The organism is Blastococcus sp. VKM Ac-2987, from assembly GCF_026967805.1.
Classification (GTDB): domain Bacteria; phylum Actinomycetota; class Actinomycetes; order Mycobacteriales; family Geodermatophilaceae; genus Blastococcus.
Map to the genome: position 1 here is coordinate 1,308,923 of NZ_JAPVBG010000002.1, position 23,463 is coordinate 1,332,385.

The 23,463-nt window shown below is 74.8% G+C and carries 23 protein-coding genes and 1 pseudogene; 22 read left to right on the forward strand and 2 right to left on the reverse strand.

Translation table 11 applies throughout. The features are described from left to right. Positions 1-36: 36 nt before the first annotated feature. Genes ispG through O2W17_RS15265 form a run of 3 tightly spaced genes read left to right on the forward strand, consistent with a single transcriptional unit; the run spans position 37 to position 3,977 of the window. Positions 37-1,197, forward strand: coding sequence for a flavodoxin-dependent (E)-4-hydroxy-3-methylbut-2-enyl-diphosphate synthase (gene ispG, locus O2W17_RS15255; protein WP_442864580.1), 1,161 nt, complete (start codon positions 37-39; stop codon positions 1,195-1,197). 2 nt (positions 1,198-1,199) lie between these two features. Continuing rightward, positions 1,200-2,051 carry a GNAT family N-acetyltransferase gene (locus tag O2W17_RS15260; RefSeq protein WP_269193265.1) on the forward strand — a complete coding sequence of 284 codons (852 nt, stop codon included), beginning with the start codon at positions 1,200-1,202 and terminating at the stop codon, positions 2,049-2,051. 30 nt (positions 2,052-2,081) lie between these two features. Further along, the gene (locus O2W17_RS15265; RefSeq protein WP_269193266.1) at positions 2,082-3,977 is read left to right on the forward strand and encodes a penicillin-binding transpeptidase domain-containing protein; all 1,896 of its coding nucleotides are present in this window, start codon (positions 2,082-2,084) and stop codon (positions 3,975-3,977) included. A gap of 12 nt (positions 3,978-3,989) precedes the next feature. On the opposite strand, the gene O2W17_RS15270 is transcribed toward O2W17_RS15265, so the two are convergent. Both O2W17_RS15270 and O2W17_RS15275 read right to left on the reverse strand, forming a co-directional pair. Beyond that, the gene (locus O2W17_RS15270; protein WP_269193267.1) at positions 3,990-4,451 is read right to left on the reverse strand and encodes a ferritin-like domain-containing protein; all 462 of its coding nucleotides are present in this window, start codon (positions 4,449-4,451) and stop codon (positions 3,990-3,992) included. A gap of 12 nt (positions 4,452-4,463) precedes the next feature. Continuing rightward, the gene (locus tag O2W17_RS15275; RefSeq protein ID WP_269193268.1) at positions 4,464-4,952 is read right to left on the reverse strand and encodes a hypothetical protein; all 489 of its coding nucleotides are present in this window, start codon (positions 4,950-4,952) and stop codon (positions 4,464-4,466) included. A gap of 284 nt (positions 4,953-5,236) precedes the next feature. On the opposite strand from O2W17_RS15275, the gene rimP reads away from it, so the two are divergent. The 19 genes and pseudogenes from rimP (at position 5,237) to dapB (ending at position 23,162) form a co-directional block, all read left to right on the forward strand. After that, positions 5,237-5,881 carry a ribosome maturation factor RimP gene (gene rimP / locus O2W17_RS15280; RefSeq protein ID WP_269193269.1) on the forward strand — a complete coding sequence of 215 codons (645 nt, stop codon included), beginning with the start codon at positions 5,237-5,239 and terminating at the stop codon, positions 5,879-5,881. Continuing rightward, positions 5,878-7,029, forward strand: a complete 1,152-nt coding sequence (gene nusA / locus O2W17_RS15285) for a transcription termination factor NusA (protein WP_269193270.1) — start codon at positions 5,878-5,880, stop codon at positions 7,027-7,029. Before rimP ends, nusA begins: the two co-directional genes overlap by 4 nt. A gap of 8 nt (positions 7,030-7,037) precedes the next feature. After that, positions 7,038-7,304 (forward strand): YlxR family protein, encoded by a 267-nt coding sequence (locus tag O2W17_RS15290; protein WP_269193271.1) that lies wholly within the window; start codon positions 7,038-7,040, stop codon positions 7,302-7,304. Positions 7,305-7,483: 179 nt separating this feature from the next. After that, a pseudogene (locus O2W17_RS15295) lies at positions 7,484-7,627 on the forward strand (translation initiation factor IF-2 N-terminal domain-containing protein); the annotation flags it as partial. Between the two features lie 972 nt (positions 7,628-8,599). Further along, positions 8,600-10,435 carry a translation initiation factor IF-2 gene (infB, locus tag O2W17_RS15300; protein WP_269193308.1) on the forward strand — a complete coding sequence of 612 codons (1,836 nt, stop codon included), beginning with the start codon at positions 8,600-8,602 and terminating at the stop codon, positions 10,433-10,435. A gap of 94 nt (positions 10,436-10,529) precedes the next feature. After that, the gene (locus O2W17_RS15305) at positions 10,530-10,823 is read left to right on the forward strand and encodes a DUF503 domain-containing protein (protein ID WP_269193272.1); all 294 of its coding nucleotides are present in this window, start codon (positions 10,530-10,532) and stop codon (positions 10,821-10,823) included. An 87-nt stretch (positions 10,824-10,910) separates the two neighbouring features. Beyond that, positions 10,911-11,441: a 30S ribosome-binding factor RbfA gene (gene rbfA / locus O2W17_RS15310; RefSeq protein WP_269193273.1), complete on the forward strand. Its 531-nt coding sequence runs from the start codon at positions 10,911-10,913 to the stop codon at positions 11,439-11,441. Further along, positions 11,438-11,680, forward strand: a complete 243-nt coding sequence (locus tag O2W17_RS15315; protein ID WP_269193274.1) for a hypothetical protein — start codon at positions 11,438-11,440, stop codon at positions 11,678-11,680. The genes rbfA and O2W17_RS15315 overlap by 4 nt, the downstream gene beginning before the upstream one ends. Then, complete coding sequence (locus O2W17_RS15320) at positions 11,677-12,699, forward strand: DHH family phosphoesterase (RefSeq protein ID WP_269193275.1); 1,023 nt, start codon at positions 11,677-11,679, stop codon at positions 12,697-12,699. The genes O2W17_RS15315 and O2W17_RS15320 overlap by 4 nt, the downstream gene beginning before the upstream one ends. 11 nt (positions 12,700-12,710) lie before the next feature. Then, positions 12,711-14,030: an MATE family efflux transporter gene (locus O2W17_RS15325; protein WP_269193276.1), complete on the forward strand. Its 1,320-nt coding sequence runs from the start codon at positions 12,711-12,713 to the stop codon at positions 14,028-14,030. After that, the gene (gene truB / locus O2W17_RS15330; RefSeq protein ID WP_269193277.1) at positions 14,027-14,944 is read left to right on the forward strand and encodes a tRNA pseudouridine(55) synthase TruB; all 918 of its coding nucleotides are present in this window, start codon (positions 14,027-14,029) and stop codon (positions 14,942-14,944) included. Before O2W17_RS15325 ends, truB begins: the two co-directional genes overlap by 4 nt. A 64-nt stretch (positions 14,945-15,008) precedes the next feature. Beyond that, positions 15,009-15,365: an antibiotic biosynthesis monooxygenase family protein gene (locus O2W17_RS15335; protein ID WP_269193278.1), complete on the forward strand. Its 357-nt coding sequence runs from the start codon at positions 15,009-15,011 to the stop codon at positions 15,363-15,365. A gap of 143 nt (positions 15,366-15,508) precedes the next feature. Beyond that, the gene (locus O2W17_RS15340; protein ID WP_269193279.1) at positions 15,509-16,648 is read left to right on the forward strand and encodes a branched-chain amino acid aminotransferase; all 1,140 of its coding nucleotides are present in this window, start codon (positions 15,509-15,511) and stop codon (positions 16,646-16,648) included. A 20-nt stretch (positions 16,649-16,668) separates the two neighbouring features. Further along, entirely contained in the window at positions 16,669-17,634 is a 966-nt protein-coding gene (locus O2W17_RS15345; RefSeq protein ID WP_269193280.1) for a bifunctional riboflavin kinase/FAD synthetase, read from the forward strand. Positions 17,635-17,804: 170 nt separating this feature from the next. Then, on the forward strand, positions 17,805-18,074 hold the full coding sequence (rpsO, locus tag O2W17_RS15350; RefSeq protein WP_113812701.1) for a 30S ribosomal protein S15: 270 nt from the start codon (positions 17,805-17,807) through the stop codon (positions 18,072-18,074). Positions 18,075-18,338: 264 nt separating this feature from the next. Beyond that, positions 18,339-20,603: a polyribonucleotide nucleotidyltransferase gene (locus O2W17_RS15355; protein WP_269193281.1), complete on the forward strand. Its 2,265-nt coding sequence runs from the start codon at positions 18,339-18,341 to the stop codon at positions 20,601-20,603. Next, entirely contained in the window at positions 20,600-21,961 is a 1,362-nt protein-coding gene (locus tag O2W17_RS15360; protein WP_269193282.1) for a M16 family metallopeptidase, read from the forward strand. Before O2W17_RS15355 ends, O2W17_RS15360 begins: the two co-directional genes overlap by 4 nt. A 7-nt stretch (positions 21,962-21,968) precedes the next feature. Beyond that, positions 21,969-22,316 carry a VanZ family protein gene (locus O2W17_RS15365; RefSeq protein ID WP_269193283.1) on the forward strand — a complete coding sequence of 116 codons (348 nt, stop codon included), beginning with the start codon at positions 21,969-21,971 and terminating at the stop codon, positions 22,314-22,316. A 48-nt stretch (positions 22,317-22,364) separates the two neighbouring features. Further along, complete coding sequence (gene dapB / locus O2W17_RS15370) at positions 22,365-23,162, forward strand: 4-hydroxy-tetrahydrodipicolinate reductase (RefSeq protein WP_269193284.1); 798 nt, start codon at positions 22,365-22,367, stop codon at positions 23,160-23,162. Positions 23,163-23,463: the final 301 nt, after the last annotated feature.

The following is a 23,463-nucleotide window of genomic DNA, read 5'->3' on the forward strand; positions in this document are numbered from 1 at the left end:
CCGGCGTCGACGGCGCGGCGGGGGATACTGGGCGTCATGGCGATCCCCGTCGGCCTCGGCATGCCCGCTGCACCCCCGCCCGTCCTCGCCCCCCGGCGCAAAACCCGACAGCTGGACGTCGGCGGCGTCGGCGTCGGCAGCGACTCCCCGGTCAGCGTGCAGTCGATGTGCACCACCAAGACCGCCGACATCAACGCCACGCTGCAGCAGATCGCCGAGCTGACGGCGTCGGGCTGCCAGATCGTGCGCGTGGCCGTGCCCGACACCGACGACGCCGAGGCGCTGCCGATCATCGCGCGGAAGTCGCAGATCCCGGTCATCGCCGACATCCACTTCCAGCCGCGCTACGTCTTCGCCGCGATCGACGCCGGCTGCGCCGCGGTCCGGGTGAACCCCGGCAACATCAAGAAGTTCGACGACAAGGTCGGCGAGATCGCGAAGGCGGCCAAGGACGCCGGCACCCCGATCCGGATCGGGGTCAACGCCGGCTCGCTGGACAAGCGGCTGCTCGCCAAGTACGGCAAGGCCACCCCCGAGGCGCTGGTCGAGTCGGCGCTGTGGGAGTGCTCGCTGTTCGAGGAGCACGACTTCCGCGACATCAAGATCTCGGTCAAGCACAACGACCCGGTGATCATGGTCCGCGCCTACGAGCTGCTCGCCGCCCAGTGCGACTACCCGCTGCACCTCGGCGTGACCGAGGCCGGGCCGGCGTTCCAGGGCACGATCAAGTCCGCCGTCGCCTTCGGGGCGCTGCTGAGCCAGGGGATCGGGGACACGATCCGGGTCTCCCTCTCGGCCCCGCCGGCCGAGGAGGTCAAGGTCGGCAACCAGATCCTCGAGTCGCTCAACCTGCGGCAGCGGGGCCTGGAGATCGTCAGCTGCCCGTCCTGCGGGCGCGCCCAGGTCGACGTCTACACGCTCGCCGACGAGGTGACCGCCGGCCTGGAGGGCATGGAGGTGCCGCTGCGCGTGGCCGTCATGGGCTGCGTCGTCAACGGCCCGGGCGAGGCGCGCGAGGCCGACCTGGGCGTGGCCTCCGGCAACGGCAAGGGGCAGATCTTCGTCAAGGGCCAGGTCATCAAGACCGTGCCCGAGTCGCAGATCGTCGAGACCCTGATCGAGGAGGCCATGCGCATCGCCGGCGAGCACGTCGACGCCGGGGAGCCCTCGGGGCCTCCGGTCGTCACCGTCACCTGACCGTGCTGCGCGCCTCCGGCGCCCGCGTCCTCGACGAGGCGGACGAGCCGGCCGTGCGGCGGTTGCTGGCGACCGACCCGGTCGCCGCCTGCGTCATCGCCGGCCGGGTCGAGGTCGCGGGTACCGCGCCGCTCGCGCTGGGCGCCCCGCTCTGGGGCATCGGCACCGGCCGGGAGCTCGACGCCGTCTGCCTGGCCGGCGCCAACCTCATCCCGTTCGCCCGGCCGGGCGCCGAGCGCGCCGCCGCCGACGCCTTCGCCGACCGGGCCCGCCGGGCCGGCCGCCGCTGCTCGACGATCGTCGGCCCGTCGGCCGCCGTCGAGCCGATGTGGGAGCTGCTCGCCCCGGTGTGGGGGCCGGCCCGCGACCACCGGCCCCGCCAGCCGCTGATGGCGATCGACGGCCCGCCGGTCGTGGCCCCCGAGCCGCGGGTGCGGCCGGTGCGACCCGACCAGCTCGACGTCCTGCTGCCGGCCGCCGTCGCGATGTTCACCGAGGAGGTCGGGGTCAGCCCGCTGCGGACCGACGGGGGCGCCGGCTACCGGGCCCGGGTGGACGAGCTGGTGCGGGCCGGTCAGTCGCTGGCCTGGATCCAGGACGGCGCGGTCCTGTTCAAGGCCGAGATCGGCGCCGTGTGCCGGGGCGCGTGCCAGGTGCAGGGCGTCTGGGTCGCACCGACGCTGCGCGGGCAGGGCATCGGGACCGCCTGCACCGCCGCCGTGGTCGAGTACGCCCGCGCCGTCATCGCGCCGGTGGTCAGCCTGTACGTCAACGACTACAACACCCGCGCCCGGGCCGCGTACCGGCGCGTGGGGTTCCGCGAGGTCGGCGAGTACGCCAGCGTCCTGTTCTGAACCGGCGGCTCCGTCTGACAACCTGTGACCGTGTCGACACGACGACGTCTCGCTCTCCCCACCGCCCTGCTCGTGCTGACCGCGCCGGTCCTGGGCGCGTGCTCGGGCAGCAGCGAGGACGACGTCCGCGTGGCCGCGCAGTCCTTCCTGGACGACTGGGCCGCCGGGGACACCGCCGCCGCGGCCGCCGGGACCACCGATCCCGCCGCCGCCACCACGTTGCTCGAGCAGACGGCCGGTGACCTGCCGGGCGCCGACCTGACCGCGGAGCTCGGCGAGGTGACCGTCGAGGACGGCGCCGCCACCGTCGGCTGGACCGCCGCCTGGGATCTCGAGGCGGCTCCCGGGTGGAGCTACGAGGGCACGTTGCGGCTCCGGGAGGGCGACGAGGCGTGGGAGGTCGTCGCCGAGCCGGCGATGGTCCACCCCGAGCTGGAGGAGGGGGAACGCCTCGCGCTCGACCGCACCCTCGCGGAGCGCGCCCCGATCACCGACGCCACGGGCGCTCCGCTGTTCACCCCGACCGAGGTGGTGAACGTGGGAGTCGACCCCGCCCAGGTCACCGACCTGCCGGCGCTGGCGTCGGCGCTCGGCGCCGCGACCGGCATCGCCCCCGAGGAGATCACCGCCGACGTGCAGGCCGCGCCCGACGGGCAGTTCGTCCCGGTGATCACCCTGCGCCGTCCCGACTTCGAGGCGATCCGCGGCCAGGTCTTCGACCTGCCCGGCGCGGTGTTCCCCACCGAGACCCGGCTGCTCGCGCCGACCGCCCGCTTCGCCTCGGCCCTCCTGGGGCGGGTCGGGGCGGCGACCGCCGAGATCATCGAGGAGACCACCGACGAGGGCGAGCCCCGCTACGCCGCAGGGGACCAGCTCGGCCTCTCCGGACTGCAGCGGGCCTACCAGGACCAGCTGACCGGCACCCCGGGGTTCACCGTCTCCGTGGTCGGCACCGACGAGGCGCCCGGGACCGCCGGCCGCGAGGTCGCGTCGGTGCCCCCGGTCGCCGGGCAGCCGGTGCAGACGCCCCTGGTGCCCGCCGTGCAGGCGGCCGCGGACGCCGCGGTGGCCGGTGAGTCCCGCCCCACCCACCTGGTGGCCGTGCGCCCCGGCACCGGCGAGCTCCTCGCCGTCTCCTCCAACGAGGGAGCCGACGCCGGCAACGCGCTCCGCGGGCAGTACCCGCCGGGCTCGAGCATGAAGGCGGTGACGGCCACGGCGCTGCTGTCCGCCGGAGCCCTCACGCCCTCGACCGCCGTGCCCTGCCCCGGCACGACGACCGTCGAGGGCCGCGAGTTCGAGAACCAGGACCAGTTCGACCTCGGCACCGTCCCGTTCACCGAGGCCTTCGCGCAGTCGTGCAACACCACCTTCATCCAGCAGGGCCTGGCGCTGCCCGACGCCGCGCTGGCCGACGCGGCCGCCGCCTACGGCGTCGGCACCGACTGGGACCTGCCGGTCGGCATCTTCGGCGGCAGCGTCCCGCGCGACAGCACCGGGACGACGAAGGCGGCCGACGCCATCGGGCAGGGGCAGGTGCTCGTCAGCCCGGCGCAGCTGGCGCTCGTCGCCGCGGGCATCGCGGGCGGGACGCCGGTCGCCCCGGTGGAGGTCGTGGGCGCCGAGGCGGCAGGCCCGGTCCCCGCGGGACCGGCCTCCGAGGTGCTCGACGCGCTGCGCCCCATGATGCGGCAGGTCGTGCTGTCCGGGACCGCGCAGGCGCTCGCCGACCGCGGCGAGGTCTCCGGCAAGACGGGGACCGCCGAGTACGGCACGGGCACGCCACCGGACTCGCACGGCTGGTTCATGGGCTACCAGCTCGGCGGCCCGGCCGGCGACATCGCCTTCGCCGTGCTGGTCGAGGGCGGGCAGTCCAGCAGTGCGGCGGTGGCGGTGACCGACGCGTTCCTGGGCGCACTCGGCTGAGCCGCCGCCGGTTCAGCGCTCCGGGAGGCCGGGGAACGCGCTGGTGACCGTCGGCTGCCCCGCCGCCCCGCGCCAACCGACGGCGCGCACCTCGGTGGCGCCGAGCACCTCCATCGCCAGCGCCCGGGCCGGCCGCTCCGCCGCGCGGTCGAGGACCCGCACCCACGCCGCCGCGACGCCCTCCTCCAGGACGACGGCGAGCGCCGCCGCGTCGACCGGCGACAGCACCGGGAAGGGCAGCGCATACCCCGCCTCCGGCATCGCCGGCTCGGCCCCCCGCTCACCGAGCAGCAGGACCAGCTGGTCGCGGACGGCGCGGTGGTCGTCCTCCGCGGCGGCCGCGGCGGCGCGCTCGCCCGGGGGCAGCGCGGCCCCGACCACGCCGTACCCCCAGACCGCCGCGTGCTCGGCGGCGAGGGCGGCGTCCAGCGCCGCGTCCTCGGCCGCGGTGTCGGTCGTCTCGTCGTCAGCCATGGCCGCTCTCCGTCATGCCAGTCGTGCGTCGTGGCCGCGCAGGCCCGCGGCGATGGAGCCCAGGAGGGCTGCCCGTCCGCCGGACTGGCCCAGCGCGGCGGCGGCGTGCGAGGCGGCGGCGACGGCGACCTGCGCCCGCAGCCACGCCTGCCCCTCGCCCGGCGGAGGCGTCTCGGGCGGTGCGGTGGCCGAGGGGCTGCTGCCCGGGGCGGCGGCGCGCAGCCGGTCGAGCTGCGCCCGGGCCTGCGTTCCCAGGTCGCCGGCGGTCGCGGCCAGCGCGGGGTCGGCCTCGAACGCCCGCTCGTAGGCCTCGACCAGCGTCGCCTGCACCGCGACCTGGGCGGCCAGCTCGTCGGCCTGCGCGCTGGTCACGGTGTCCCGCTCGTCGACCGGGGGCGCCGAGGTGCACCCGGCCGCCGCCACGGCGAGGCCGGCGGCGGAGACCGCCAGCAGCGTCCGGCGGGAGAACGCCCGCGGCGCGAGGGGAAGGGTGGGAGGCATCGGCCCCATCCTCTCAGCCGGTGCCGTCGGCAGCCGGTCGTACCGCCGGCCGGGCGTGCCGGGTCACCCGGTGGTCACCGCACCCCCGCCCGTCCCGTCCGTCCCGGCCGGCACGCGGCCGGGAGCGGGCCCCGGGTGGCCCCGCGCCGGGCCGGAGCCGCCCGGTGGGCGGTAGCCTGGGCACTTCCCCTCGACACCGGCCCGGCCAGCGACGCAGGTCCACGGCGCCGGGCCGCAGGGGTGCGCGCACGCATCGTGCGGCCGACCGAGCCTGAGGAGGCACCGTGTCCGCCTCTCGCGGAACCCAGCGGAGCGATCCCGCCACCGAACGGCTGGCCGGGTGGATCCACCCGGTCGTCACGTCGGCCGGGTACGACCTCGAGGAACTGGTGGTCACCCCCGCGGGCCGGCGCAGCGTCGTCCGCGTGGTCGTCGACCGCGACCAGGGGGTCACCCTGGACGACATCGCCGAGGTCAGCCGCGCCGTCTCCGAGGTGCTCGACAGCAACGACGACGGCATGGGGCGCACCCCCTACGTGCTGGAGGTGACCAGCCCGGGGGTCGACCGGCCGTTGACCGAGCACCGGCACTGGCGCCGGAACACCGGGCGGCTCGTGGCCGTCGCGGTCGGTCCGGCCGGGGCGGCCGAGCAGCTCACCGGGCGGATCACCGAGGTCGACGACAGCGGTGTGCTGCTGGCCGTGGAGGCGAAGGGGAAGCCCGGCGCGAAGAAGCGCCCGCCGCAGCCGCGCCGGGTGCCGTGGGCCGAGCTCGGCGCCGGACACGTGCAGGTGGAGTTCGGCCGCGCGGACGCCGTCGCCGACAGCGCTGACGACGACACCGCGGAGGACATCGCGGAGGACGACGCCGCCGAGCTCGAGGGCCTGGACCAGGCCGAGCTCGCGGACGACGACGGAGGAGACAAGTGAACATCGACGTCACCGCGCTGAAGGCGGTCGAGCGGGAGAAGGGCATCCCGGTCGACACGGTGATCGAGGCGCTCGAGACCGCCCTGGTGACCGCGTACCGGCACGCCGAGGGCGCCGCCAAGCACGTGCGCGTGCACGTGGACCGCAAGAGCGGCGAGGTCGCCGTCCTGGCGCAGGAGGTCGGCCCCGACGGAGAGGTCGTCCGCGAGTGGGACGACACCCCCTCGGACTTCGGCCGGATCGCGGCCAGCACCGCCAAGCAGGTCATCGTGCAGCGGCTGCGCGACGCCGAGCACGAGCAGACCTTCGGCGAGTACGCGGGCAAGGAAGGCGACATCGTCAGCGGCATCGTCCAGGCCGACCAGCGCCGCAACGCGAGCGGGCTGGTGATGATCGACATCGGCAAGGTCGAGGCCGTGCTGCCGTCCGCCGAGCAGGTGCCGGGGGAGACCTACACCCACGGCAGCCGGATCAAGGCCTACGTGGTGGCGGTCTCCCGCAGCTTCCGCGGCCCGCAGGTCACGGTGTCGCGGACCCACCCGAACCTGGTCCGCAAGCTGTTCGCGCTCGAGGTCCCCGAGATCGCCGACGGCAGCGTCGAGATCGTCGCCGTCGCCCGCGAGGCCGGGCACCGCTCGAAGATCGCCGTCCGCACCGCGGTGCCCGGGCTCAACGCCAAGGGCTCCTGCATCGGCCCGATGGGGCAGCGGGTCCGCAACGTGATGAGCGAGCTGCACGGCGAGAAGATCGACATCGTCGACTGGTCGGAGGACCCGGCGGACTTCGTCGCCTCGGCGCTGAGCCCGGCCCGGGTGAGCAGCGCCCGGCTCGTCGACCCCCAGGCCAAGGCGGTGCGCGTCGTCGTCCCCGATTACCAGCTGTCGCTGGCCATCGGCAAGGAGGGCCAGAACGCCCGCCTGGCCGCCCGGCTGACCGGGTGCCGGATCGACATCCGCAGCGACGCCCAGACCGACGACGCCGACGCATCCCCCTCCCCGGGGGTGGGTCGGCCGCCCCTGCGCTCCGGGCTGCCGCCTCACCCGGGCGGGGGGCGCGGCGGTGCACCGGGGGGCCGATCCCAGGCTCCCGCGGGCGGTTCCCGCTCGGCCCCGCGCCGGGCGGAACAACGCGGACCGGCCACGCGCTAGAGTTGCAGATGGCCGAAACGTCGGATCCGGTCCGCACCTGCGTGGGGTGCCGGAAGCGGGCGTCGGTCGTCGATCTGCTGCGCGTCGTCGTCGTGGCCGGGGACCTGGTCCCCGATCCGCGACGGCGCCTCCCCGGTCGTGGTGCCTCGCTGCACCCGACCGCGGAGTGCCTGCGCGCAGCGGAGCGACGTCGGGCCTTCCAGCGGGCGCTGCGCACCAACGCCCCCGTGGAGGTCGGTCCGCTCCGGGCCCACGTGCTCGGCACCTCGTCCTGAGGAGCCGGGAAGCGGGACCGGGACGGGCGACAGCAGTTCCCAGTCGGGCCGGCACCAGGCCGGTCCGCACGTCGACAGGACACCGTCGGATGACTCAGCCGTGAAGTTCTCACGATGACCATGCGCCACTAACGACGAGGTCGAGCGGGCAAGCCGCCGGCCTCACCAAGAGGAGACCCGTGCCAGGCAAAGCCCGCGTACACGAACTCGCCAAGGAGTTCGGTGTCGACAGCAAGACCGTGCTCGCCAAGCTCAAGGAGCAGGGCGAGTTCGTGAAGTCCGCGTCCTCGACCGTCGAGGCCCCCGTGGCCCGGCGGCTGCGCGAGGCGCTCGGCGCCGCCACCGGTGGCGGCAACGGCGGGTCCGCCCCGCGTCCGAGCGCACCCGCTCCCCGGCCGACCGCGCCCGCGGCGCCGTCCGCGCCGTCCGTGGCGCCTGCACCGCAGGCCCCGGCGGCTCCCCAGGCCCCGGCGGCTCCCCAGGCCCCGGCGGCGTCCGCACCCGTGCGACCGGCCGCTCCGGGTCCGCGTCCGGGTCCGCGTCCCGCGGCTCCCAGTCCGCAGCCCCCGGCCCAGGCGCCGGCCCCCCAGGCCCCGGCACCGCAGGCTCCGGCCGCGCAGGCCCCGGCTCCGGCGGCTCCGCCGCAGCAGCCGTCGGGTCCGCGTCCCGCCGCGCCCCGTCCGGCCGCGGCCGGCGGCGCCACCCCCGGTGGCCCGCGTCCCGGCCCCCGGCCGGCCCCGCGTCCGGGCAACAACCCCTTCAGCAGCGCACCCCGCCCGGCCCCGGCGGCCGGCGGTCCGCGCCCCGGCCCCGCGGCCGGCGGCCCGCGTCCCGCGCCCGGTGCCGGCGGCCCCCGTCCGGCGCCCGGTGCCGGCGGTCCCCGTCCGGCCGGACCCGGTGGCCCGCGTCCCGGCGCCGGTCCCGGCGGTCCGCGTCCCGCGGCCGGTCCGGGCGGTCCCCGTCCCAACCCGGGCATGATGCCGCAGCGCCCGTCGCCCGGCATGATGCCGCCGCGGCCGGCCGCTGGCGGCCGTCCCGGTGGTGGCCCCGGCGGTGCGGGCCGTGGCCGTCCGGGTGGCCCCGGCGGCGGCGGTGGCTTCCGTCCCGGCGGTGGCGGCGGTGCCCCGGGCGCCGGCGCGCCCGCCGGCGGTGGCTTCCGTGGTGGCGGCGGTGGCCGTGGCCGCGGTCGCGGTGGCTCGGGTGCCGGTACGGCCGGTGCCTTCGGGCGTCCCGGTGGCCGGGGTCCGGTCCGCGGGCGCAAGAGCAAGAAGCAGCGGCGTCAGGAGTTCGACTCCATGGCGGCGCCCAGCATGGGCGGCGTCAGCCTGCCGCGCGGCAACGGGCAGACCGTCCGGCTGCCCCGCGGTGCCTCACTGACCGACCTGGCCGAGCGCATCAACGCCCAGCCGGCCGCGCTGGTCACCGCCCTGTTCCACCTGGGCGAGATGGTCACCGCCACGCAGTCGGTCAACGACGACACGCTGCAGCTGCTCGGGGCCGAGATCGGCTGGGTCATCCAGGTCGTCAGCCCCGAGGACGAGGACCGCGAGCTGCTCGAGACCTTCGACCTCACCTTCGGTGACGAGGAGGGTGACGAGGAGGACTGGTCCGCCCGTCCGCCGGTGGTGACCGTCATGGGTCACGTCGACCACGGGAAGACCAAGCTGCTGGACGCGATCCGCGACGCCAACGTGGTGGCCCGCGAGGCCGGCGGCATCACCCAGCACATCGGCGCCTACCAGGTCGTCACCGAGCTGGAGGGCAACGAGCGCCCGGTCACCTTCATCGACACCCCGGGTCACGAGTCGTTCACCGCGATGCGTGCCCGCGGCGCGAAGGTCACCGACATCGTCATCCTGGTCGTCGCGGCCGACGACGGCGTCATGCCGCAGACGGTCGAGGCGCTCAACCACGCCCAGGCCGCCGAGGTGCCGATCGTGGTCGCGGTGAACAAGGTGGACAAGGAGGGGGCCAACCCCGCCAAGATCCGCCAGCAGCTCACCGAGTACGGCCTGGTCGCCGAGGAGTACGGCGGCGAGACGATGTTCGTCGACGTCTCGGCGATCACCCGCCAGGGCATCGACGAGCTGCTCACGGCGGTCCTGCTGACCGCCGACGCCGAGCTGGACCTGCGCGCGAACACCGAGCAGGACCCGCAGGGCGTCGTCATCGAGGGCAAGCTGGACAAGGGCCGCGGCCCCGTCGCCACGGTGCTCGTCCAGCGCGGCACGCTGCGCCAGGGCGACTCGATCGTGGCCGGCGACGCCTACGGTCGCGTCCGCTCGCTGCTCGACGAGCACGGCAACAAGCTGAAGGAAGCCCTCCCGGCCCGCCCCGTGCAGGTCGTCGGGCTCACCTCGGTGCCCCGTGCCGGCGACACCTTCCTGGTCGTCGACGAGGACCGGGTGGCACGGCAGATCGCCGACCGCCGCCAGGCCCGCATCCGCAACGCGCAGAACGCCTCGATGCGCAAGCGGATCAGCCTGGAGGACCTCGACGCCGCGCTCAAGGAGACCCGCCAGCTCAACCTGATCATCAAGGGCGACAACTCGGGCACCGTCGAGGCGCTCGAAGAGGCCCTGATGAAGATCGAGATCGACGACGAGATCGCGCTGCGGGTCATCCACCGCGGCGTCGGTGGGATCACCAAGAGCGACATCGACCTGGCGCTGGCCGACGACGTCATCGTCCTCGGCTTCAACGTCCGGGCCGAGGGCCAGGCCACCGAGCTCGCCAACCGCGAGGGGGTGGACGTCCGGTACTACACGGTCATCTACCAGGCGATCGACGAGATCGAGGCCGCGCTCAAGGGCATGCTCAAGCCTGTGTACGAGGAGGTCCAGCTCGGCACGGCGGAGGTCCGCGAGGTCTTCCGGGTGCCGAAGATCGGCAACGTCGCCGGTTCGCTGGTCCGCAGCGGCACGATCGTGCGCAACGCCAAGGCGCGCCTGATGCGTGACGGTGCCGTGGTCGCCGACAACCTGACGGTGGAGTCCCTCCGCCGGTTCAAGGACGACGCGACCGAGGTCCGCGAGGGTTACGAGTGCGGTATCGGCCTGGGGTCGTACAACGACATCAAGATCGATGACGTGATCGAGACCTTCGAGATGCGTGAGAAGCCGCGCGACTGACCGGTCCAGCACCTGAGCGGGCACCCCGCGGCCGGGAGGACGACCTCCCGGCCGCGGGGTGCCCGTCCCAGGGCAGGAGGGAGGTGGGGTCCGGGTGTTCACCGGCTCCCTGACCGCCGACCTGCTGCTCGGGGACGTCCACTCGCTCAAGGGCAAGCGAGCCGTGGTCCGGCCGATCGTGGCCGAGCTGCGGCGCCGCTTCGCCGTCGCCGCCGCGGAGGTGGGCGACCAGGACCTGCACCGCCGCGTGCAGGTCGGCGTCGCCACCGTCGCGGGGGAGGCCGCCCAGGTCACCGACGTCCTGGACGCCTGCGAGCGGTTGCTGGCCGAGCGGCCGGAGGTGACCCTGCTGTCGACCCACCGCCAGCTGTTCAGCGACACCGATTGAAGGACCCCCTCGCCCCCCACGGCTCGCACGATCGCCGCGGGACCCTGCGAGGGGGCCGTTCCATCCACGAACCTTGGAGGTCCTCCGATGGCCGACCCGGCCCGCGCACGCAAGCTCGCCGTGCGCATCCGACAGATCGTGTCCGCCGCGATCGAGTCCCAGATCAAGGACCCCCGCCTGGGCATGGTGACCGTCACCGATGCCCGGGTGACCAGCGACCTCCGCGAAGCCACCGTGTTCTACACCGTCTACGGCGACGAAACCCAGATCGCCGACTCGGCCAGGGCGCTCACCAGCGCGACCGGCGTGCTGCGGTCCACGGTCGGCCGGCAGACCGGGATCAAGTTCGTCCCGACGCTGACCTTCGTCGCCGACATCGTCCCGGACACCGCGCGGGAGCTCGAGGAGGCGCTGGAGCGCGCCCGGCACGCCGATGCGGAGCTGGCCCGCGCCCGGGAGGGCGCCAGCTACGCCGGCGAGGCCGACCCCTACCGGAAGCCCGCGGAGGACGACGAGGACGACGACCTCGACGAGGCCGTCGTCGACGCTCCGGACGGCTCCGGAGCTGCCGATGACCAGGGCGAGGACGCCGCCGTCGAGACCAGGAGCGCACTGTGAGCCAGGACGACCCGAACCCGTACGAGCCCCTCGAGGGCGAGGGCACGTCGATGCTCGGCGACCGCAAGGTCGACGGCGAGGGCGACCCGACCGACGGCGGCAAGCGCGGCCAGATCGGCGAGGTGCCGAGCATCGCCGAGGACGAGCCCGACGACGGCGGCCCCGGGTACCCGGTGGGCGGCGGGGACATCCGCGAGAAGCAGGGCGGTCGGGTCGCCGATCCCGACGCCGGCGCGTGACGTCGGCGAACCCGGCGGGCAGCGCGGCCGAGGAGCTCGGGCACGCGGCCCGGGCCGCCGCCGCGGTGCTGGCCGAGGCCGCGCACGCCCGGGCCACCGTGGTCCTCTCCGGCCACGTCCAGCCCGACGCCGACGCCCTCGGCAGCACGCTCGCGCTCGCCGAGGGCCTGCGGCGGCGCGGAGCCCGGGTGCTGGCCACCTTCCCCGGGCCGTTCACCCTCCCGGCCTCGCTCGGCTGGATCCCCGGGGCGGAGGGCCTGGTGCCCTCGGACGCCGTGCCGTCGTCGCCGGACGTCTTCGTCAGCCTCGACGCGGCGTCCCCGGGGCGGCTCGGTGAGCTCGCGCCGCTCCTGGCCCGCGCCGGGACGTCCGTGGTCGTCGACCACCACGCCAGCAACCCCGGTTTCGGCCGGGTGCGGTTGGTCGACCCCACGGCGCCGGCGACGGTCACGCTGGTGGCCGACCTCCTCGACGGCCTCGGGGTGGCCCTGGACCCCCAGCTGGCGACCTGCCTCTACGCCGGCCTCGCCGCCGACACCGGCTCCTTCCGGTTCGGCAGCACCCGGCCGGAGACGCACGAGCTGGCGGCCCGGCTGCTGAGCACCGGCATCGACCACGCGGCCATCAGCCGCCGCCTCTTCGACACCGCGCCCTTCGGCTGGCTGGGGCTGCTGTCGGTCGTCGCGGGCCGCGCCGTGCTCGAGACCGGGGTGGGCGCGGGGCTGGTCTGGACCTGGTCGAGCACCGCCGAGGCGGCCGAGCACGGCCTGCCCGGCGAGCAGCTCGAGGCGCTCGTCGACGTCGTCCGCTCGGCGCAGGAGGCCGACGTGGCGTGCGTGCTCAAGGGCCAGGACGACGGGGCGTGGTCGGTCTCGCTCCGGTCGCGCGGGGCCACCGACGTGGCCCGGGTGGCCATGGCGCTCGGGGGCGGGGGGCACCGTGCGGCCGCCGGGTACACCTCGACGCTCGACCGCGAGGGGACCGTCGCGGCGCTCCGGGACCAGCTCACCGCCCGCTGACCGGGGCGGACATGGCCATCTCCACCCCGTCCGGGCGCCGCCCGTCGGTCCTCTCGCTCGCGCTGCCGGCGCTGGTCGTGCTGGCGGCCGAGCCGCTGTACCTGCTGGTCGACACCGCCGTCGTCGGGAACCTCGGCACCGTCGCGCTCGGCGGGCTCGCCGTCGGTGGCGGGCTGCTGGCCTGGGCGGCGGCGCTGCTGAACTTCCTCGCCTACGGCACCACCGCGCGGGCGGCCCGCCGGGCCGGCGCCGGCGACCGTGCCGGGGCGGTCGAGGAGGGCGTGCAGGCCACCTGGCTCGCCCTCGCCCTCGGGGTGCTGGTGGTCCTGCTGTTCCAGTTGCTCGCCGGTCCGCTCACCCGCGCGCTGGCCGGGGGAGCGGGGCCGGTGGCGGAGGCGGGCGAGGGCTGGCTGCGGATCGCGTCGCTGGGCGCGCCCCTGCTGCTGGTCTCGCTGGCGGGGAACGGCTGGCTGCGGGGGGTGCAGGAGCTCCGCCGGCCCGTGCGCTACGTCCTCGCCGGCAGCCTGCTGAGCCTCGTGCTCTGCCCCCTCCTCGTGCACCCGGCCGGGCTCGGGCTGGACGGCTCCGCCGTGGCCAACGTGGTGGGGCAGGCGCTGACCGCCGGGTTGTTCGTCCGGGCGCTGCTCCGCGAGGGCGCCGCCTGGCAGGCCCGGCCCCGCGCCATCACGCGGCAGCTGGTCATCGGCCGCGACCTGCTGCTGCGGGCGGCGGTGCTGCAGCTGTCCTTCCTCGTCGCGGCGGGCGTCGCCGCCCGGACCGGGACCGCCGCGCTCGGGGCGCACCAGATCGCGCTGCAGCTGTTCCTGTTCCTCGCCCTGGTGCTCGACGCGTACGCGATCGCCGCCCAGACGCTGGTCGGCCACGCCCTCGGCGCCGGAAGACCCGACGACGCCCGCACGACCGCCCGCCGGGTGGCGGTCTGGGGGCTGGCCACCGGCTGCCTCGTGGCCGCCGTCCTGCTCGCGCTGCGCGACGTGCTGCCACCGCTGTTCACCGACGACCCGGCCGTGCTGGCGCAGGCCGCCGTCGTCTGGTGGTTCCTCGCCGGCTTCCAGCCCCTGGCCGGGCTCGTCTTCGCCCTGGACGGCGTGCTGATGGGCGCCGGCGACGTCGGCTACCTGCGGACGGTCACCATCGCCGCCGCGCTGGCCGGGTTCCTGCCGATGTCCCTGCTGGCGGGCCCGCTCGACCTGGGGCTGGCCGGGGTCTGGACCGGGCTCACGCTGTTCATCGGCCTGCGCCTGGTCGCCGTCCTCGTCCGGGTGGCGGGTGACCGCTGGCTCGGGGCGCCTGGGACGGTGGTCGGGTGAGCCCCAAGCGCCCCGACGCCGATGTCCCGCCCGGTCTGCTGCTGGTCGACAAGCCGGGTGGCATGACCTCGCACGACGTCGTCGCCCGCGCCCGCCGGGCGCTGTCGGTGCGCAAGGTGGGGCACGCCGGCACCCTCGACCCGATGGCGACCGGCCTGCTGGTCCTCGGGGTCGGCGCGGCGACCCGCCTGCTCGGCCACGTCGGCGGCCACGACAAGACCTACGAGGCCACGATCCGCCTCGGCCAGGCCACGGTCACCGACGACCGCGAGGGGGAGGTGCTGAGCACCACCTCGGCCGCCTCCCTCGACGACGACGCCGTCCGCGCGGCGCTGGCCGCCCAGACCGGGCCGCTGCAGCAGGTGCCGTCGGCGGTCAGCGCGGTGAAGGTGGACGGCCGCCGGTCCTACGACCGGGTGCGGGCGGGGGAGACGGTGGAGCTCCAGCCGCGCTCGGTGACCGTGCACCGACTGGAGGTGCACCGCACCAGTCGGCCGGCCCCGGACCTGCTCGACGTCGACGTCACCGTCGACTGCACCGCCGGCACCTACATCCGCGCCATCGCCCGCGACGTCGGGGCCGCGCTGGGGGTGGGCGGGCACCTCACCGCGCTGCGCCGCACCGTCTCGGGGCCGTTCACGGTGGCGGAGGCCCGCGTCGTGGAGGACGCCGCGGCCTCGCTCGTCGCCGCCGGCGGGCCGGGGTTCCTGGGCCTCACCGAGGCCGCCCTGCTGGTCTTCCCCGCCCGGGAGCTCACCGCCGAGGAGGCGCGGGCGCTCGGCTACGGCCAGCGCATCCCGGCGACCGGGGCCGCCGGGCTGCACGCCGCCGTCGACCCCGACGGCCGCCTCGCCGCGCTGGTCGAGGACGCCGGCCGCACGGCGCGGGTCGCGGTGGGCTTCCCACCCGGCTGAGCCCTCCGGCGCCCTGCCGGGCGGGTGGCGGTTGACCGCCGCGCGGCACGGGAAGGTGAGGGCCATGAGCGTCGTCAAGATCAACGCGATCACCGTGCCGAAGGACAAGCAGGAGCGCTTCGAGGAGCGGTTCCGCGGGCGCGCCGGAGCCGTCGAGAACACCCCCGGCTTCGAGTGGTTCGAGCTCCTGCGCCCGGTGGAGGGCACCGACCAGTACCTGGTCTACACCCGGTGGAGCAGCGTGGAGGCCTACGAGGCCTGGCAGTCGAGCCAGGACTTCGACCGGGCCCACGACGGCGGCGGCGACACGCTCGCCTCCGCCGCCCCGCACTCGGCACACGTGTGGACCTACGAGGTGCTGGAGTACGCCGGCCCCAAGGTCAACCAGGAGCACCAGGAGCACGAGGAGCACCAGGCCTGACCGTCGCCGGCCGGCCCGTACCGCGGCCGGCCGGCCCGCCGGTGCTCCACCGGCGGCTCCCGCCCGGAGGCGCGGGCTAGGGTGAGCGGGCGGATCCGGCGACCGCCGGTCCCGCCCGAACACGCGCCCGCCAGGTAGGAGCCATGACCGACACGCTCTCCGACAGCCGAACCACGTCCCGGACGTTCGTCGAGGGTGTGCCGGTGGTCGTGGAGGACGTGGCGCGCCGCTCCGTCGCCGAGCGGGAAGAGCTGCTGGCCGACCCGGGCTTCGGCCGCTACTTCACCGACTCGATGTTCGTGGCCCGCTACGAGGCCGGTCGCGGGTGGTACGACGCGCGGATCACCCGCTACGCGCCGCTCCAGCTGGACCCGTCGACGGCGGCGCTGCACTACGCGCAGTCGATCTTCGAGGGGCTCAAGGCCTACGCCCAGCCGGACGGCAGCGTCGCGACCTTCCGCCCCGAGGCCAACGCGGCCCGGTTCGCCCGCGGCGCGCGGCGGCTGGCGATGCCACCGGTGCCCGAGGACGCCTTCCTCGGGGCCGTCGACGCGCTGGTCGACGCCGACCGCGACTGGGTGCCCACCGGCCCCGACCAGACCCTGTACGTCCGGCCCTACCAGCTGGCCAGCGAGCCCTTCCTGGGTGTGCGGCCGGCGTCGGAGTACCTGTTCCTGATCATCGCCAGCCCGGCCGGCGCCTACTTCCCCCGAGGCGTCCACCCGGTCTCGGTCTACCTCTCCGAGGACTACATCCGGGCCGCTCCCGGGGGGACCGGCGACGTCAAGTGCGCCGGCAACTACGCGGCCAGCCTGCTGGCGCAGGAACAGGCCATCGAGGCCGGCTGCGACCAGGTCGTCTGGCTCGACGCCGTCGAGAAGCGGTACGTCGAGGAGATGGGCGGGATGAACCTGTTCTTCGTCCTCGGCTCCGGCGACGACGCCCAGCTGGTCACCCCGGAGCTCACCGGCACCCTGCTGCCGGGCATCACCCGCGACTCGCTGATCGAGGTGGCCCGGGAGCTGGGCCACCCGGTGACCGAGCGCCGGTTCTCCGTGGACGAGTGGCGGCAGGGCGTGGCCGAGGGGACCGTCACCGAGACCTTCGCCTGCGGCACCGCCGCCGTCATCACGCCCGTCGGCGAGGTGAAGGCCCGCACCGGCGACTTCACCATCGGCGACGGCAGCCCGGGCCCGCTCACCATGCGGCTGCGCGAGACGCTGCTCGACATCCAGCACGGGCGGGTGGCCGACACCCACGGCTGGCTGCACCGGGTCTCCTGACCGGGCCGGGAGCTGGTCGCGTGCTGCGCTGGCGGGGGCTCGAGGCCACCCCGGGTGACCTCGGCCGCACCGTGGTCACCGTCGGGATGTACGACGGCGTGCACCGCGGGCACCAGAAGCTGATCGGGGCGGCCGTGGCGCGGGCCCGGGCGATGCGCCGTCCGTGCCTGCTGCTGACCTTCGACCCGCACCCGGCGGAGGTGGTCCGCCCGGGCTCGCACCCGGCCATCCTCACCTCGCTCGACCGCAAGGCGGAGCTGGTCGCCGAGCTCGGCGTGGACGCCATGTGCGTGCTGCCGTTCACCGCCGAGTTCAGCAAGCTGCCGCCGGAGACGTTCACCCACACGGTGCTCGTCGAGCGGCTGCACGCGGCGCAGGTGGTGGTGGGGGAGAACTTCACCTACGGCCACCGCGCCTCGGGCACGGTGCCGACGCTCACCGCGGAGGGCCGTCGCTTCGGCTTCGCCGTGGAGGGCGTGCCGCTGGCACAGGACTCGTCGGAGGACGGCGAGGTGACCATCTCCTCGACCTACATCCGCGCCTGCGTCGCCGCCGGCGACATGGTCCCGGCGGCGCGCGCGCTCGGCCGGCCGCACCGGGTCGACGGCGTCGTCGTCCGCGGTGACCGCCGGGGCCGGGACCTCGGCTACCCGACGGCCAACGTGGAGACCCCCGCCTACACGGCCATCCCCGCCGACGGCGTCTACGCCGGGCACCTGATCACCCGCGACCCGCGCACCGGCGCCAGCCGGGAGCGCCTCCCGGCCGCGATCTCGGTCGGCACCAACCCGACCTTCCAGGGCAGCCGCCGCACCGTGGAGGCCTTCGTCCTCGACTACGACGGCGACCTCTACGGCGAGCACGTGGGCGTGGAGTTCGCCCAGCGGCTACGGCCCATGACGTCCTTCCCGGACGTCGCCGCGCTGGTGGTCGCCATGGACCGGGACGTCGCCGACACCCGCACCGTCCTCGGCATGCCGGACTGACCTGCCGCGCCGGGCCCGGAGGGTCTCCCCGCCCCGGGGGACGGCACCTGGCGGCGGTGCCGGCGGGGGGACGGCGTAGAGTGACCGACGGCCGTGTCCGCACGGCTGTGTGAAGCCTGCCCTCGTGAGTCAGACCGGGGGCCACACGCAATCCGCCCCGGAGGCGAACCATGGCGCTCGACAGCGCGACGAAGCAGCAGATCATGACCGACTACGCGACGGTCGAGAAGGACACCGGTTCGCCCGAGGTGCAGGTCGCCATGCTGACCCGCCGGATCAGCGACCTCACCGAGCACCTGAAGATGCACAAGCACGACCACCACAGCCGTCGGGGCCTGCTCCTGCTGGTCGGCCGGCGTCGCCGGCTGCTGAACTACCTGGCGAAGACCGACATCAACCGGTACCGCTCGCTGATCGAGCGGCTCGGCCTGCGCCGATAGCACGTCGAGGGGACCGCTCCCGGATCGCTCCGGGACGGTCCCCTCTCTCGTACGGCACCCGCCGTCCGAGTCTCCAGGCCCCCGGCCGACCGCACCCGCGAAGGGCCGGTCCTCGGTAGTGGCCCCCGGGACGCATCGCTTCCTCCCCGCGGGGGAACAGCACGCCCGAGGGCTTCGATCGAAGACCGGTCGCCCCCGGAACGCAGGTCGGCGCGAGGCGCCGCAAGAGGAACGTCGCGGTATGCGACGAAGAGAGAAGGACAGATGTCCGCACCCACCACGCAGGGCAGCATCGCTGCCGAGTTCGACCCCGAGGACGGGGTCACCACCGCCACCGCGGTGATCGACAACGGCAGCTTCGGCAGCCGTTCGGTCACCTTCGAGACCGGCCGGCTCGCCCGCCAGGCCGCCGGCTCCGTCGTCGTCACCATGGGCGACACCATGCTGCTGTCGGCCACCACGGCCGGCCGCCAGCCCAAGGAGCAGTTCGACTTCTTCCCGCTGACGGTCGACGTCGAGGAGCGGATGTACGCCGCCGGGCGCATCCCCGGCTCGTTCTTCCGCCGCGAGGGCCGGCCGTCCGAGGACGCGATCCTCACCTGCCGCCTCATCGACCGGCCGCTGCGCCCGACCTTCGCCAAGGGCCTGCGCAACGAGGTCCAGGTCGTCATCACCGTCATGTCGCTGGACCCCGAGCACCTCTACGACGTGCTCGCCATCAACGGCGCCTCGGCGTCCACCCAGCTGTCCGGCCTGCCGTTCTCCGGCCCCGTCGGCGGCACCCGGGTGGCGCTAATCAACGGCCAGTGGGTCGGCTTCCCGACGCAGACCGAGCTCGAGGACGCCGTCTTCGACATGGTCGTGGCCGGCCGGGTCCTGCCCGACGGCGACGTCGCGATCATGATGGTCGAGGCCGAGGCCACCGAGAAGACCATCGCCCTGGTCGCCGGCGGTGCCCCCGCCCCGACCGAGGAGATCGTGGCCCAGGGCCTCGAGGCGGCCAAGCCGTTCATCAAGGCGCTGTGCGAGGCGCAGGCCGCCGTGGCCGAGAAGGCCGCCAAGCCGGTCGCCGACTTCCCGCGCTTCCTGGACTACCAGGACGACGTCTACGCCGCCGTCGAGGCGCAGGTCGGAGACAAGCTCGCCCAGGCCCAGCAGATCGCCGGCAAGGCCGAGCGCGAGGACGCCACCGACGCGCTCAAGGACGAGGTCAAGGCCGCGCTCGCCGGTCGGTTCGAGGGCCGCGAGAAGGAGATCTCCGGCGCCTTCCGCGCGCTGACCAAGAAGGTCGTCCGGCAGCGGATCCTGCGCGACAAGGTCCGCATCGACGGCCGTGGCCTGACCGACATCCGGCCGCTGTCGGCCGAGGTCGAGGTCATCCCGCGGGTGCACGGCTCGGCGCTGTTCGAGCGCGGCGAGACCCAGATCCTCGGGGTCACCACGCTGAACATGCTGCGCATGGAGCAGCAGCTGGACACGCTCTCGCCGGTCAGCCGCAAGCGTTACATGCACAACTACAACTTCCCGCCGTACTCCACCGGTGAGACCGGTCGCGTGGGCTCGCCCAAGCGCCGCGAGATCGGCCACGGCGCGCTCGCCGAGCGGGCGATCCTGCCGGTGCTGCCCGACCGCGAGGAGTTCCCCTACGCGATCCGGCAGGTGTCGGAGGCGCTGGGCTCCAACGGCTCGACGTCCATGGGCTCGGTCTGCGCCTCGACGCTGGCTCTGCTCAACGCCGGTGTGCCGCTGCGCGCCCCGGTCGCCGGCATCGCCATGGGCCTGGTCTCCGACGAGGTCGACGGCACGACCGAGTACGTCGCGCTGACCGACATCCTCGGGGCCGAGGACGCCTTCGGTGACATGGACTTCAAGGTCGCCGGCACCAAGGACTTCGTCACGGCCCTCCAGCTGGACACGAAGCTCGACGGCATCCCCTCCGACGTCCTCGCCGGTGCGCTGACCCAGGCCCGCGCGGCCCGGCTGCACATCCTCGACGTCATGGGCGAGGCCATCGACGGCCCCGACGAGATGAGCCCGTTCGCCCCGCGGGTGACCACGGTGCGCATCCCGGTCGACAAGATCGGCGCGGTGATCGGCCCCAAGGGCCAGATGATCAACGCGATCCAGGACGAGACCGGCGCCGACATCACCATCGAGGACGACGGCACCATCTACGTCGGCGCGTCCGACGGCCCCTCGGCCCAGGCCGCGGTGGACCGGATCAACGCCATCGCCAACCCGCAGATGCCGAAGGTCGGCGAGCGGTTCCTCGGCACGGTCGTCAAGACCACGCCGTTCGGTGCCTTCGTCTCCCTGCTCCCGGGCAAGGACGGCCTGGTGCACATCAGCAAGCTCGGTGGCGGCAAGCGCATCGGCAAGGTCGAGGACGTGGCCAACGTCGGCGACAAGATGCAGGTCGAGATCACCGACATCGACGCCCGCGGCAAGATCAGCCTCGCGCCGGTCTCCGCCGAGGGTGGCGACACGCCCGCCGAGGCTCCGGCCGAGGCCGCCCCTGCGGGTGAGTGACCACGACTGATCTGATCCGGGCCGGGGCGGGTGCTGATGCACCCGCCCCGTTCCCGGTGGGGACGACGGCGCTGCTCGACCTCGACGAGGTCGGGGGGCGGGTCGAACGCACCGAGCTCCCCGGGGGCCTGCGGGTGCTCACCGAGACGATGCCGGGCGTGCTGTCGGCGACGCTCGGCATCTGGGTGGGCGTGGGCTCGCGGGACGAGACCCCGGACGTGGCGGGCTCGTCGCACTTCCTCGAGCACCTGCTGTTCAAGGGGACGACGTCGCGCGGCGCGCTGGAGATCGCGACGGCCATGGACGCGGTCGGCGGTGAGATGAACGCGTTCACCGCCAAGGAGCACACCTGCTACTACGCGAACGTGCTCGCCAGCGACCTGCCGCTCGCGGTGACGCTGCTGGCCGACCTGGTCACCGACGCGACCAACACCGCCGCGGACCTGGAGTCGGAGCGGACGGTGGTGCTCGAGGAGATCGCCATGCGCGACGACGAGCCCGGCGATGCCGTGCACGACCTGTTCGCGGAGACCCTGTACGGCGACACCTCGCTCGGCCGCTCGGTGCTCGGCACGGTCGAGTCCATCGAGGGGCTCACGCGGGACGACGTCGACGGCTGGTACCGCTCCCGGTACGCGATGCCCTCGATCGTGGTCACCGCGGCCGGGCGGGTCGACCACCAGCAGGTCCTCGAGCTGGTGGCCGCCGCCTTCGGGGACCGGCTCTCCGGCGCCGGGCGCCCGGCGCCGCTGCGCACCGGGGACGTCGACCTGGTGCGCCCGGCGCGGTCCACCGGGCTCATCTCGCGGCGGACCGAGCAGACGCACCTGCTGCTCGGCACGCCCGCGATGGGGCGGCAGGACGAGCGCCGCTACGTGGCCGCCGTCCTGGACGCCGCCGTCGGTGGCGGCATGAGCTCCCGGCTGTTCCAGGAGATCCGCGAGAAGCGCGGGCTGGTCTACAGCGTGGGCTCGGCGCTCACCCACTACGCCGGCGCCGGTGCGTTCTCCGTCTACGCCGGCTGCTCGAAGAAGCGGGTGCCCGAGGTGCTGCGGCTGGTCCGGGAGCAGCTCGACCGGGTGGCCGGCGACGGGCTGACGACCGAGGAGGTCGCCCGGGCCCGTGGCCAGCTGAAGGGCGGTCTGGTCCTGGGGCTCGAGGACACCGGCTCCCGGATGAGCCGCCTCGGGAAGAGCGAGCTCTCCTACGGGGAGTACGTCCCCGTGCGGGACGTGCTCGCGCGCATCGAGGCCGTCGACGAGGCCCAGGTCCGGGCCGTGGCCGCCGAGCTGTTCGGCCGGGAGACCTGCCTGGCCGTCGTGGGGCCGTACCGCGAGTCCGACCTCGACCGGCTCTGAGGACCGGGTGCCCGCCGTCGGGGGTGCGCTCTCCCGCGCCGTGTTCGCCCTCGCCGTCCTGGCGTCGCTGGTGGTGCTCTTCGCCCCGGGGTCGGACGTGCCCTCGGCCCCGCCCGGGGTCGACAAGCTCGTCCACCTGCTGGTGTTCGCCGGCCTGGCGGTGACCGGCAGGTGGGCGGGCATCCCGCGCACCCCGCTCGCGGTGGGGCTCGTGCTCTACGCGGTGGGCAGCGAGCTGGTCCAGGGGCTGACCCCGCTCGCGCGTTCGGCATCGGTGGCCGACGGCGCGGCCGATCTGGCCGGCGTCGCGGTCGGCCTGCTGGTCTGGCGCTGGGGCGCCCGTCGGTCCCGCTGATCGCGGGGCTGTCTTGCGTCGTGGCCGTCGGCCGGGAAACCTGACCCGGTGACCACGAGTGCGCCCGACCTCCAGCCCGGCTCTCCCGACAGCGCGTCCTCGCTGATCCCGGTGGGGGTGCTCGGCGCCCGCGGCCGGATGGGCACCGAGGTGGTCAAGGCGGTGAACCAGGCCGAGGACCTGGAGCTCGTGGCGATGGTCGACGACGGCGAGTGGCTGTTCAACGTGGCCGACGCCGGCGCCCAGGTGGTCGTGGACTTCACCCGCCCGGACGTCGTCATGGACAACATCCGGTTCTGCATCGACAACAACATCCACTGCGTCGTGGGCACCACGGGGTTCGACGAGGCCCGGCTGGCGACCGTGGCGGAGTGGCTGGAGCCCAAGCCCGAGCTGGGCGTGGTCATCGCCCCGAACTTCGGCATCGGCGCCATCCTGCTGATGCGCTTCGCCCAGGAGGCGGCCCGCTTCTTCCCCTCGGTCGAGGTGGTGGAGCTGCACCACCCGGACAAGGTGGACGCCCCGTCGGGGACGGCGCTGCGCACCGCCCGCCTCGTGGCAGCGGCCCGGCGGGCGGCAGGCCTCCCACCGGTTCCCGACGCCACCACCGACGAGCTGCCCGGCGCCCGGGGTGCCGACATCGAGGGCGTCCGCGTGCACGCCGTGCGGCTCACCGGCCTGGTCGCGCACGAGGAGGTGCTGCTCGGGGCGGCGGGGGAGACGCTGACCCTGCGCCACGACTCCTACGACCGGGCGTCGTTCATGCCCGGTGTCCTCCTGGCGGTCCGCGAGATCAGCCGGCGCCCGGGGCTGACGGTGGGCATCGAGAGCTTCCTGGGGCTCTGACCCGGCGGGCCCGCTCCCGGCCCGTGTGAACGGCCCGTGTCGGGGGTGTGGCCAGGGCGTGGCGGGGGTCACGGGGGGTGGGTTTGACCGGCCGTAGGGGGGCGTGTAACTTTCTCTTTGCGCCGCGCGGCCCGGAAGGGCCGCCGGACCAGCCCCCGCTAGACGGGCTGCTGGAAACCGGCGTAGAGTTGGACATCCAGCCAGGGACGAAGCCCGGAAGGGTCGGTTTCCTGCGCGTCCGCTCCTTGAGAACTCAACAGCGTGCCGAAAGTCAGTGCCAAGTAATACCCCGTGTTCTGGC